The sequence below is a fragment of the Pseudomonas sp. genome (assembly GCF_050739655.1).
GTDB lineage: Bacteria > Pseudomonadota > Gammaproteobacteria > Pseudomonadales > Pseudomonadaceae > Aquipseudomonas.
Window position 1 is genome coordinate 1 of sequence record NZ_JBOIBY010000613.1, and the last position, 12,537, is coordinate 12,537.

At 59.0% G+C, this 12,537-nt stretch carries 7 protein-coding genes; 6 read left to right on the plus strand and 1 reads right to left on the minus strand.

What is annotated here, in order from left to right; translation table 11 throughout:
- Positions 1 to 47 precede the first annotated feature (47 nt).
- Both ACRESJ_RS29305 and argR read left to right on the plus strand, forming a co-directional pair.
- Positions 48 to 812, plus strand: coding sequence for an ABC transporter ATP-binding protein (locus ACRESJ_RS29305; protein ID WP_431760997.1), 765 nt, complete (start codon positions 48 to 50; stop codon positions 810 to 812).
- Positions 813 to 1,061: 249 nt separating this feature from the next.
- Positions 1,062 to 2,042, plus strand: a complete 981-nt coding sequence (gene argR, locus ACRESJ_RS29310; protein WP_431760998.1) for a transcriptional regulator ArgR — start codon at positions 1,062 to 1,064, stop codon at positions 2,040 to 2,042.
- Between the two features lie 58 nt (positions 2,043 to 2,100).
- On the opposite strand, the gene ACRESJ_RS29315 is transcribed toward argR, so the two are convergent.
- Positions 2,101 to 7,116 carry a dermonecrotic toxin domain-containing protein gene (locus tag ACRESJ_RS29315; RefSeq protein WP_431760999.1) on the minus strand — a complete coding sequence of 1,672 codons (5,016 nt, stop codon included), beginning with the start codon at positions 7,114 to 7,116 and terminating at the stop codon, positions 2,101 to 2,103.
- A gap of 310 nt (positions 7,117 to 7,426) precedes the next feature.
- On the opposite strand from ACRESJ_RS29315, the gene ACRESJ_RS29320 reads away from it, so the two are divergent.
- The 4 genes from ACRESJ_RS29320 to astD all read left to right on the plus strand — a co-directional run bounded on the left by ACRESJ_RS29320 (position 7,427) and on the right by astD (position 12,459).
- Positions 7,427 to 8,647: an aspartate aminotransferase family protein gene (locus ACRESJ_RS29320; protein ID WP_431761000.1), complete on the plus strand. Its 1,221-nt coding sequence runs from the start codon at positions 7,427 to 7,429 to the stop codon at positions 8,645 to 8,647.
- A 227-nt stretch (positions 8,648 to 8,874) separates the two neighbouring features.
- Positions 8,875 to 9,894 carry an arginine/ornithine succinyltransferase subunit alpha gene (gene aruF / locus ACRESJ_RS29325; protein ID WP_431761001.1) on the plus strand — a complete coding sequence of 340 codons (1,020 nt, stop codon included), beginning with the start codon at positions 8,875 to 8,877 and terminating at the stop codon, positions 9,892 to 9,894.
- A 73-nt stretch (positions 9,895 to 9,967) separates the two neighbouring features.
- A complete protein-coding gene (gene astA, locus ACRESJ_RS29330; RefSeq protein WP_431761002.1) occupies positions 9,968 to 10,993 on the plus strand; it encodes an arginine N-succinyltransferase in 1,026 nt (341 codons plus the stop codon).
- Positions 10,990 to 12,459 (plus strand): succinylglutamate-semialdehyde dehydrogenase, encoded by a 1,470-nt coding sequence (gene astD, locus ACRESJ_RS29335; protein ID WP_431761003.1) that lies wholly within the window; start codon positions 10,990 to 10,992, stop codon positions 12,457 to 12,459. The genes astA and astD overlap by 4 nt, the downstream gene beginning before the upstream one ends.
- Positions 12,460 to 12,537 lie beyond the last annotated feature (78 nt).

Consider the following 12,537-nt stretch of genomic DNA (forward strand, 5'->3'; position numbering starts at 1 on the left):
GGCGCTTGCTCAACGACTGACTGACTGTTTTTGTGAGAACCGACCGCATGTACAAACTTGAAGTCCAAGACCTGCATAAACGCTATGGCAGTCACGAAGTGCTCAAGGGCGTGTCCCTGAAAGCGGCGGCTGGCGATGTGATCAGCATCATCGGCTCCAGTGGCTCCGGCAAAAGTACCTTCCTGCGCTGCATCAACCTGCTGGAGCAGCCGCACGCGGGCAAGATCCTGCTCAACAACGAAGAGCTCAAGCTGGTGGCGAACAAGGACGGCGCGTTGAAGGCTGCCGATCCCAAGCAGCTGCAACGCATGCGTTCGCGCCTGTCGATGGTGTTCCAGCATTTCAACCTGTGGTCGCACATGACCGCGCTGGAAAACATCATGGAAGCCCCAGTACATGTGCTGGGTATGTCCAAGGCCGAAGCCCGCGACAAGGCCGAGCACTACCTGAACAAGGTTGGCGTGGCACATCGCAAGGATGCTTACCCTGGCCACATGTCCGGTGGTGAGCAGCAGCGCGTGGCAATTGCCCGTGCGCTGGCGATGGAGCCTGAGGTGATGCTGTTCGACGAACCGACCTCGGCGCTGGACCCGGAGTTGGTCGGCGACGTGCTGAAGGTCATGCAGTCCCTGGCTCAGGAAGGCCGGACCATGGTTGTGGTGACCCACGAAATGGGCTTCGCCCGTGAAGTGTCGAACCAGCTGGTGTTCCTGCACAAAGGCCTGGTCGAAGAAAGCGGCAACCCACGCGAAGTGCTGGTGAACCCGCAATCGGAACGTCTGCAGCAATTCCTGTCGGGTAGCCTGAAGTAATCAGGGCTGCCGTTGTGCGCCGTAATGGTGCATGCTGCGCAACCTAGAGGCTAGCCGAGATCCCCTGTGGGAGCGGGCTTGCTCGCGAAAGCGGTGGGTCAGTCGATATTAATGTTGCCTGACACACCGCCTTCGCGAGCAAGCCCGCTCCCACAATGGTCGACCTCCACTGGTTTTGAGATTTGTGTTCGTTTACGGGCTAGCATTGGCCCATGCCTTCAACACTGTTTTCGTTTCGGATTGCCCGCCATGACTGCCCATCGAATTGGTTTCCTGATTTGGCCCAGCACTAAAGCACTGACGCTTGCGCTGGCTGAGGAGGCCTTGCGCGTTGCTCAGCGTGTGCATCCGGATGTGGTTTACGAGCTGTCGTTCCTGCAGGCCGAACCCTCGGCAGACAGTGCCTGGCAATTACCCGGTGAAGCGTGGGCCGGCAAGCTCGAAAACTTTCAGAAACTGTTCCTGCTCGCCGATGAGCCACCGGCCACCATGGCGCCGGCACTCAGCAGCGCGCTCAAGCAACTGGTGCGTGCCGGTTGCGTGATCGGTGGTCTGTCGGCGGGTGTGTATCCCTTGGCGCAACTGGGTTTGCTCGACGGTTATCGCGCGGCTGTGCACTGGCGCTGGCAGGATGATTTCGCCGAGCGCTTCCCGAAAGTCATCGCCACCAGCCACCTGTTCGATTGGGATCGTGATCGCCTGACCGCGTGCGGCGGCATGTCGGTACTCGACCTGTTGCTGGCAGTGCTGGCCCGCGACCATGGTGCCGAGTTGGCTGGAGCGGTGTCCGAAGAGCTGGTGGTCGAACGCATCCGCGAAGGCGGTGAGCGTCAACGCATTCCGTTGCAGAATCGCCTCGGCTCCAGCCATCCCAAACTCACGCAAGCCGTGTTGCTGATGGAAGCCAACATCGAAGAGCCCCTGACCACTGACGAAATCGCCCAGCACGTGTGCGTGTCCCGTCGGCAGTTGGAGCGGATCTTCAAGCAATACCTCAACCGCGTGCCGAGCCAGTATTACCTTGAGTTGCGCTTGAACAAGGCCCGGCAGATGTTGATGCAAACCAGCAAGTCGATCATCCAGATCGGCCTGTCGTGTGGCTTCTCTTCGGGGCCGCATTTCTCCAGCGCCTACCGCAATTTCTTCGGCGCCACGCCTCGCGAAGATCGCAACCAGCGACGCAGCAGCAGTCCGTTCGAATTGTCGTCGGTGCCTGCAGAACGCAGTTGATCGAGGCTGTCATGGTCGGCCCAAGCCGTCCATGACGCCCGGTGGATGACCTCTTTATTCAGTCTTCGATATCAGTATCCGATGCTTCACCCTCCGGTCTGGGCATGTTGGCGACTGCTGGTATGCCCAGGTCATTGTCGGTGGCGCGGTAATAAACCGCGATGCGTTCCAGGCTTTCGTCGGTGAGCGGGTTTTCGCTGAAATCGAAGCTTTCGCCGACACCTGCTTCGACTTCAATCAGCTCGATGGGCATTTCAGTGATGACGTTATGGCTGAGGTCGACATCCGTCCAGGTGTTGATGCTGAACAGGCCTCGGGGGATTTCGCTGATGCCGGTATGGCTGAGGTTCAGGGAGGAAATTTCGGTCATGTGGCTAAGGTCGGGGCTCATGCCCAATGGATTGTTTCGCAGGTTCAAGTGGTCCAGGCGATCCATGCCCGCCAATGCGTCTACTGTTGTCGGTGTCAGCGTGATTGCGCATTCAGGCAGGCTCAGCACGGTCAGCCTGCCCATGTTGAATACGGCTTCAGGAATGTTGCCCAACTGATAGCCGCGTATGCTCAGGCTTTCCAGGTTCGAAAAATTGTCCAAAAAACGGCCGAGTCTCGGGGCAATCCCACCCGAACTCCTCAGGGAAAGGTCGGGTACGTGAGTGAAGTCGGCATTCAGTGTCGGCAGATCTCCCATGATCGCCAGGTTTGAAGTGAAGCTGTATTCACTCATGATCGTGTTTTCGATCGGTATCTGACGCCAGCAACGTTCCAGGTTTTGCTTGAACTCATCCCTTTTCACGTGCTCGGCGAACATCTCGGCGGCCGTCAGGGGCGTGTTCGTAACGGGGTGCACATCAGGTACGTTTGCTGCCCATGCATTGAGGTCGGTAATAAGTCGTGCCAGTTCCTGCTCGCGGTTTGCCAGCTCGACTCGGCCATCTTCCAGCGTGCCGGGCAACTGATAGATGAAATTACTGGCTTCTTCATTGTCCAGGCTGGGGTAAAGGGCTTTTGTTCGGTCGATGTCGGCCTGGTCGGCGAAGACGCCAAGATCCATCTCTGTCTGTTGGTAGTAAGCCTTGATGCGCTCCCGGCTGGCCGCGGATAGCGGGTTGTTTTCAAGGTCGTATCCCTGAGCGATTTCGATGGGCAGATTAAACAGTTCCACGGGCAATTCGCTGATCTGGTTGCCTTTGAACAGGGCGGTTCGAAGGCGGGGGTGATTCACGACTCCCTCGGGCATGCTGGATATGCCGGTTTCAGTGCAGTCGATATAGGTGAGTTTGGGCAGCGTCACCACGTTGGGTGTAATACCCAATGGATTTTTGTACAGGTCCAGAGTGCGGAGCTCGCTCAGCGACGAGAGCGTGGCCTGGGTTTGGGCGGTGAGCACAAGGCCGCAATCGCTCAGTATCAGTTCCTCGAGTCCGGACAGTGCATTGATCGCCTGCGGTAGCTGCGGGACGTTGCAGTCGCGCAGCACCAGGCGGCGCAGGCCCGGAAAGCCACTCAGGAAAGTATCGATGCCAGCGGTGTTTTTATTGCCGGCAAGTGTAAGAGAGGACACGTGGCTGAAGTCACCATTCAGTTCGGGAAGTTCACCAATGATCGGTTCGAAAAACGTGAAGAGGCGTCCACCCTCGGCGCCCAACGCGTCATAAGTAAATCCAGTCTCGTGGCGCCAGCAACGTAAAATCTCCGCCCTCAGCCTGCGACGATTGCGTGTCTCGATCATCACTTCCTGATCGCTGAGCGCAAGCTGGGTGGTCGGATGAATGGCCGGCGGGTTGTTGGCCCAGATGTGCAAGTGTTGCTCCAGTTGCTGGTACTCGTCGCGCCGACGTGAAAGTTCCGCCCGCGGGCCATTAGGGTGATCTTGCAGGCGTTGCAGCAAGACCTCGATTTCCGCGTCGGGAAGGTTGGGGTAAAGCTCTCGTACCCGATCCTTGAGTGTGCGCGGCGCCTCGCCTCGAACCTTGGTATAGCCATCGGTTCCTAGTAATCGCAGGGTTTCAACAACGGGTTTTGGTGTTGGAGGCAGAGAGAGCGCGCTTCGAAGCTCGGTGCGCTCCAGGGGAGTATCGCCAATGGCTTGTTTGAGTCTGGCGCTTGCACCTATAGCAATATTGAGGCTATTGCGCTGTGCGTCAGGCAATGCATGCAGGACCGCACCGTAGAGATCGGTGTCGGTGCTCAGTTGCTGCCCTTGTTCATCAAAGGCCTGGTACCTGCCTTCGCGGGTCAATACCAGAACCTTGCGAATGGGGGCCTTTGCGTCACCGATGCTGTCGACCAGCGGTCCGTCAAATGCTTTGTCATGAACGGCGATTCGCACATCGCTCGACCAGCCGGGCAGGCGTTCGAGCGAGCGCAGCGCGAGGGTTTTGGTGTCTGTCGAGTTTACCGAGTGCAAGTACAACCCTTCATAGGCACGGGCGACACGCACCTCTTCGTTGGATTGGTGCGCAAGGTCCAACAGGCGTTTTGGCAGGAGTCCATTATCGACTTCCCAAAGCTCATCGCCGCTGGCACGGCTCAGCAATTCTTGTGCAATGCTCAGAGGCAGCTCTGGCGCCGCCTTTTTGATCGTTCGCAAATGAGGATCAGTGGCTGTCTCCTGTTGGCTATAGCGTGAATCGAACAGCGCGGCGCGGTTCTCTCTGGCGATGTGGCCAAGTTTTTTTCTCAGATGCCTGGCGCGTACATTGATATCGAGCGCCGGGCTGCCGAAGCCTTCATTGAACATCGTCTTGATCTCATTCTGATTGAGACCCTTGAGTGCGCTCACCAGTACGTCGCCATTGTTCAACTGGCCTGCCTGGATCTGCACGACAGGCAAGTCGTCCTTTTTGGAGTATTCCAGTAGTGGGTTTCCTTGAGCGTCGAGCAAGCGTAGTGCCTTCGTGTCCGGCCACATTCCCGTGCTTGTCAGAAGTTGCAGCTGGGTTTGCGGGTCGGCTTTGCGATTCACCAGCGGATCGTCGCTGTCGAGCTGGTCGATCAGGCCCTGAATGTCCTTTTCAATGTTCATCCGCTTGAGCGTGTCGGCCAGCAGGGGTGGCTGTGTGTCGCTGTGAACATGCATCTTGCGCAGTACGTCTTCGTGCGTATTGCTGATGGTCAGCGCCTGGTCGAGCTCCAGATCGGTGAAAGTCTCGACGTTGTGACCCATGCGGCGCGCTACCTTGGCTTTGTCCCAATGAAGGGGGCGATCGAGTTCGGTTTGCCAAGCGCCTGAGCCATTGTGTTTGAGTGCAGGTTTGTAGGCTTCGGGGCGGGTCGGGTGGTCGATTCGATGTTTGCCGGTGACAGGGTCTTCACTGACCCCGTAGCGTTTGTCTTCCAGGGTCAGCAGTGTTTTGCCTTGATGACGATGCAGTCCGAGGTGATCGGGTTTTGAGTCCTCGGGCAGGACCTCAGGATGCTCATAAGAACCGAGATCGGGCAGCCAATAGCGCGCTTCTCCGTTCGGTCGCGTTACTGAACTGAAGCCCTCGACGAACTGCACGATCTCCTTGGGCAGCACATTGCGAAGTTCGGTCGCCGCGATCGCGCCACCCACCGCAAAGGTGCCCAGTTGTACGGCGGATTCCACAGCGCCCATCAAGTGCTCAAAGGCCTCGCGACTTCGGCCCTCGGCCCAGTCAATCACGCTCTCGAAAGTGTCGTCGAGCAACTGGTAAGCCATGTAAGCCAGCATCACCTCGCCAAGGAGCGGCACGAACGGCAGGGCAATGAAGGCCGCAACGTTCAGCAGGATCGAGGCAATTTCGGTGAAGGAGTCCCAGAGTGCCCAGCGGGCTTTTCGGTCGACCGTTGCGGTGGATACCGCGATCACCCGGGCGTCGTTGAGAATCTTGTCGAGTTTGGACTGATACAGATGAGTCCACACATCGCCTTTGATCGGCTTCGATGCGATGTGCAGGTTGGCGCGCTGGTTTGGTTTCTCACGCCAGGTTGGGCGTGGGTCACCTCGCTCCACCGGCTGCCAGGTAATGGATGCAAGCTCGGCATTGAGTTGCGAGAAGAAACGGCCACGATCCTCATGATTGATGAAACGGCTGAAAAACTGTTGATAGTCGGTGGTGCGCAGACGACGTAGCAGTTCTTCGGCGAATGCGGCGGACGATGGGTATTGCTTGATCGGATGTTCGGGATCGTCAGGAATGTAAGCCACGACCCTGACCACCTCACGTGTTTGATCCAGGTCCGGGGAAAACAAAATGATGCCCGTCAGGCGCGTGCTCATGATGGTCAGTTCATGACAGCCCCAGGGCTGACCGTGTAAACGCAGATGGGGCAGGTTGTCCATCACCCCCAGGATCAGTTGATGGACACCGCTGCCCAGCAGTTTTTGCATCTGCGCCATGTGCAGGGCGGCGGTCAGTGCGGTTTTCTGGCTATCGTGAACTTTGGGTTTGAGCAACGCCGCGGCCACCGGATTGCTGATGCCCAGATTGTCCTCCAGATACTCTTTATACCGCTGGCCGATGTCCAGTTCCCGGCACAGGCGGGTGAATCCCGTGATCGGCATCTTTTTCAGTATCAAAGGCAAGGTATCGAAATGCCCGTTGGCAGAGGGCGAGGTGATGTAGGTCGAGGCGGGCTCAAAGGCGTCAGCTTCGGTTTCGGCGCTTTCGAAGTTGTGCAGCGCCGCGTCCAGTAGCGATACCGTCCAGGTGCGCGCGGCCCCGGACTTCAATCGCAGCCATGGGATATGCGCCGGAATGTAGAGACGCAGGAAGGTTTTGCGAACGTCCAGTGTCAGGCCATAGCGGCTCTTGATCTCGGCTTCGAGCAATGATTCAGCAAAATCAGCGGGGCTCTGCAGGTTCGCCATCATCTGATCGACGCGATTCTGGCTTGTCACATGATGGGCGATCAGTTTGCCCAGTTCCGCATGTTGATGGGGCGACGCGTTCTTGAGGCTGGCCGGCAATCGCGGGGTGCTATTGCTCAGTGCTTCACGCCGTTGGGTCGTTGCCTGACGCAGCCAGGGCGGAACGACATTGATCAGGTGCTGGTAGTGGGCGTCCGGCTGGAAAGCCTCAGTCTCTGTCGCAGTGTTTTGGGTGGTCATGGTCAAAGTGGCCCATTCAAGGTGGATGAGGCCATAGGAAAACGTACGGACACCGTCGTGGTGCGGTACTTATTTACCGCACTCGGCGAACAGCTATCGCTTACATCTGAGCAAACCTGCCGCAAACGCTCGCCGCCAGTTAAACTGCGCCTTTGCGACCCTATATGTCGCATTGCCGTAAACCCGGGAAAAACCGGGGTTTGCGCTATAAGAAGTTGTCGCTTGGCGGCAAGGCCGGGCTGAAAACTGTCCTTACAATCCCCCCATCGCTCGCCAGTTTCAGGCGAGTGTTCGTCTTCAGGAGACTCCGATGTCCGTTGAGCACGCTGCGGTACAACGCGCCGATTTCGACCAGGTAATGGTTCCCAACTACGCGCCTGCCGCCTTCATTCCAGTGCGTGGCGAAGGTTCCCGCGTTTGGGATCAGTCCGGTCGCGAGCTGATCGATTTCGCCGGCGGGATTGCCGTAAACGTTCTGGGCCACGCGCATCCGGCGCTGGTTGGCGCCTTGACCGAGCAAGCCAACAAGCTGTGGCACGTGTCCAACGTATTCACCAATGAGCCGGCCTTGCGCCTGGCCCATAAACTGGTTGACGCCACGTTTGCCGACCGTGCCTTCTTCTGCAACTCCGGCGCCGAAGCCAACGAGGCCGCTTTCAAGCTGGCCCGTCGTGTCGGTTTCGACCGTTTCGGCAGCGAGAAGTACGAAATCATCGCCGCGCTCAACAGCTTCCACGGCCGCACCTTGTTCACCGTGAACGTCGGTGGCCAGTCGAAGTACTCCGACGGCTTCGGTCCGAAAATCACCGGCATCACCCACGTCCCGTACAACGATCTGGCCGCCCTGAAAGCCGCTATTTCCGACAAGACTTGCGCTGTGGTGCTGGAGCCGATCCAGGGCGAAAGCGGGGTGATCCCGGCTGAACTCGAATACCTGCAAGGCGCCCGCGAACTGTGCACCGCACACAACGCGCTGCTGGTTTTTGACGAAGTGCAAACCGGCATGGGCCGTACTGGCCATCTGTTTGCCTACCAGCATTACGGCGTGATCCCGGACATCCTGACCAGCGCCAAGAGCCTGGGCGGCGGTTTCCCGATCGCAGCCATGCTGACCACCGAAGACCTGGCCAAGCATCTGGTCGTCGGCACCCACGGCACTACCTACGGCGGTAACCCGCTGGCCTGTGCGGTCGCGGAAGCCGTGATCGACGTGATCAACACCCCGCAAGTGCTGGCCGGCGTCAACGCCAAGCACGACAAGTTCAAGGCACGCCTTGAGCAGATCGGCGAGAAATACGGCCTGTTCACCAAGGTCCGTGGCATGGGCCTGTTGATCGGTTGTGTGCTGAGCGATGCCTGGAAAGGCAAGGCCAAGGACATTTTCAACGCCGCTGAACAAGAAGGCCTGATGGTCCTGCAAGCCGGCCCGGACGTGGTGCGTTTCGCCCCGAGCCTGGTGGTGGAAGATGCCGATATCGATGCTGGCCTGGACCGCTTCGAACGCGCCGCTGCAAAACTGACTCAAGCCTGATAGACCCTTCGACGCCTGACTTTCAGGCGTCGATCCAAATTTTTGTGCCGGGCTGGTTCAAAAGTGTGGGAGCTAGCCTGCTAGCGATGAGGGCCTGATAGCCAACATCATTGTTGCCTGACAGGACGATATCGCTAGCAGGCTAGCTCCCACAGTTGACTCTGAGTTGCTTCAGGGATGGCCCGGGATTTTTTCTACTGTAAGTTCTGAGATTAAGGAGTGACACCATGCTGGTGATGCGCCCCGCGCAAATGGCTGATCTGGGCGAGGTACAGCGTCTGGCTGCGGACAGCCCGATTGGTGTCACTTCCTTGCCGGATGACGTTGAACGCCTGAGCGACAAGATCGCCGCGAGCGAAGCCTCGTTTGCCGCCGAAGTGAGTTTCAACGGTGAAGAAAGCTATTTCTTCGTCCTTGAGGACAGCACCACCGGAAAACTGGTCGGCTGCTCGGCGATCGTAGCGTCGGCCGGTTACTCCGAGCCGTTCTACAGCTTTCGCAATGAAACCTTCGTTCACGCCTCCCGCGAGCTGAAGATTCACAACAAAATCCATGTGCTCTCCCAGTGCCACGACCTGACCGGCAACAGCTTGCTGACCAGTTTCTACGTGCAGCGTGAGCTGGTGGGGTCGCCATGGGCGGAACTCAATTCCCGTGGTCGCTTGCTGTTCGTCGCCAGCCACCCGGAGCGTTTTGCCGATTCGGTGGTGACCGAGATCGTCGGTTACAGCGATGAAAACGGTGACTCGCCGTTCTGGGATGCCATTGGTCGCAACTTCTTCGATCTCAACTACGCAGAGGCCGAACGCCTGTGCGGCTTGAAGAGCCGTACGTTCCTCGCCGAACTGATGCCGCATTACCCGATCTACGTGCCGCTGCTGCCGGACTCCGCGCAGGAAGCGATGGGGCAGGTGCACCCAAGGGCGCAGATCACCTTTGACATCCTGATGCGCGAAGGCTTTGAGACCGATCACTACATCGACATTTTTGACGGCGGCCCGACGCTGCACGCTCGTGTCTCCGGGATCCGCTCGATTGCGCAAAGCCGCGTAGTGCCAGTGAAAATTGGTGAGCCGGCCAAAGGTGTCGGTCGTCAGTACCTGGTGGCAAACGCCCAGTTACAGGATTACCGCGCAGTGTTGCTCGAACTCGACTACGCACCGGGCAAGCCCGTGACCCTGGATCTGGAAGCAGCTGAAGCCTTGGGCGTCGGTGAGGGCGCCAGTGTGCGTCTGGTGGCGGTTTAACGCCGACCTGAAAGCAATCTGCAAAGCAGCGAAGTTTCGCGGGTAGCGTTGGCGGCCCGTTTGAGGAGATAGCATGATCGTTCGTCCCGTACGCAGCAGCGATTTACCCGCTCTGATCGACCTGGCCCGTAGCACTGGCACCGGCCTGACCACCTTGCCGGCCAATGAAGAGCGCCTGGCCCATCGGGTTGGCTGGGCCGAGAAGACCTTTCGCGGCGACGCCGGGCGAGCCGATGCGGACTACCTGTTCGTACTCGAAGACGACAACGGTCGGGTGGTGGGCATCTCCGCCATCGCTGGCGCTGTCGGTCTGCGTGAGCCGTGGTACAACTTTCGCGTTGGCTTGACCGTCAGCGCCTCCCAGGAACTGAACATCTATCGCGAAATTCCGACGTTGTTCCTGGCCAATGACCTGACCGGCAACTCTGAACTGTGCTCTCTGTTCCTGCACGCCGATTACCGCACTGGCCTGAACGGCCGCATGCTGTCCAAGGCGCGGATGCTGTTCATCGCCGAATTCCCGCAGCTGTTCGGCAACAAGATTATTGCCGAGATGCGTGGCGTCTCCGATGACGCCGGCCGTTCGCCGTTCTGGGAAAGCCTGGGACGACATTTCTTCAAGATGGAATTCAGCCAGGCCGATTACCTGACCGGTGTGGGCAACAAGGCGTTCATCGCCGAACTGATGCCGAAATTCCCGCTGTACACCTGCTTCCTGTCGCCGGATGCGCGCAACGTGATCGGTCAGGTTCACCCCGATACCGAGCCCGCACTGTCGATGCTCAAGAGCGAAGGTTTCAGCTATCAGGGCTATGTCGACATCTTCGACGCAGGTCCTGCAATCGAATGCGAAACCGGCAAGATCCGTGCGGTACGCGACAGCCAGGCGCTGGTGCTGGCCATCGGCACACCGGGTGACGACGCAACGCCATTCATTATTCATAACCGCAAGCGCGAAGACTGCCGCATCACCGCCGCACCCGCACGCTTCGCCGCGGGCACCCTGGTGGTCGATCCGCTGACCGCCAAACGTCTTCAACTCAACGCTGGCGATCAAGTGCGCGCTGTGGCGTTGTCCGCTGCTCGGGAGTCGAAATAATGAAGTCGCTATACATCGCAGGCGAATGGCTGGCCGGCCAGGGCGAAGCCTTTGAATCACTGAACCCGGTGACCCAGCAAGTGCTGTGGTCCGGGACCGGCGCCACCGTTGATCAGGTTGAATCGGCCGTGCAAGCCGCGCGTCAGGCATTTCCTGCCTGGGCTCGTCGCACGCTGGAGGAGCGTATTTCGGTGCTGGAAGCGTTTGCTGGCGCGCTGAAAAACCACGCTGACGAACTGGCCCGCACGATTGGCGAAGAAACCGGAAAACCCCTGTGGGAAGCGGCGACCGAAGTCACGAGCATGGTTAACAAGATTGCGATCTCTGTGCAGAGCTATCGCGAACGCACCGGCGAGAAGAGTGGCCCGCTGGGTGACGCCACCGCCGTGTTGCGTCACAAGCCTCATGGCGTGGTCGCCGTGTTCGGTCCTTACAACTTTCCGGGTCACTTGCCGAACGGCCATATCGTGCCGGCCCTGCTGGCCGGTAACAGCGTGCTGTTCAAGCCGAGCGAGCTGACGCCGAAAGTCGCCGAACTGACGGTCAAGTGCTGGATCGAAGCAGGCCTGCCGGCCGGCGTACTGAACCTGCTGCAAGGCGCTCGTGAAACCGGTATCGCCCTAGCAGCGAACCCGGGCATCGATGGCCTGTTCTTTACCGGTTCCAGCCGCACCGGCAATCACCTGCACCAGCAATTTGCCGGTCGTCCGGACAAAATCCTCGCGCTCGAGATGGGTGGCAATAACCCGTTGGTCGTCGATCAGGTCGCTGATCTCGATGCCGCCGTTTACACCATCATCCAGTCGGCATTCATTTCTGCCGGTCAGCGCTGCACCTGCGCGCGCCGCTTACTGGTACCACAAGGTGCCTGGGGCGACTCGTTGCTGGCGCGCCTGGTGGCGGTCAGCTCGGCGATTGAAGTCGGCGCTTTCGATCAGCAACCGGCGCCCTTCATGGGGTCAGTGGTTTCCCTTGGTGCCGCCAAAGCATTGATGGATGCCCAGGAACATCTGTTGGCCAATGGCGCCGTGACACTGCTGGAAATGACTCAGCCACAGGCCCAGTCGGCTTTGCTGACGCCGGGCATTCTGGATGTGACCGCCGTGGCCGATCGTCCTGACGAAGAACTGTTCGGCCCGTTGCTGCAAGTGATCCGCTACGCTGATTTTGAAGCAGCCATCGCTGAAGCCAATGACACTGCATACGGGTTGGCGGCGGGGCTGCTGTCTGATTCCGAAGCGCGTTATCAGCAGTTCTGGCTGGAAAGCCGCGCCGGTATCGTCAACTGGAACAAGCAACTGACGGGTGCAGCAAGCAGCGCGCCTTTCGGTGGCGTCGGCGCCTCGGGCAACCATCGTGCGAGCGCCTACTACGCAGCGGATTACTGCGCGTACCCGGTAGCCTCGCTGGAAACCCCGAGCCTGGTGCTGCCTGCGACCCTCACGCCTGGCGTGAAAATGGCGTGATGCCTATCGCGGGCAAGCCCGCTCCCACAGTGATTGGGTGGAACACAAAATGTGTGAACACCTCCGAACGTGTGGGAG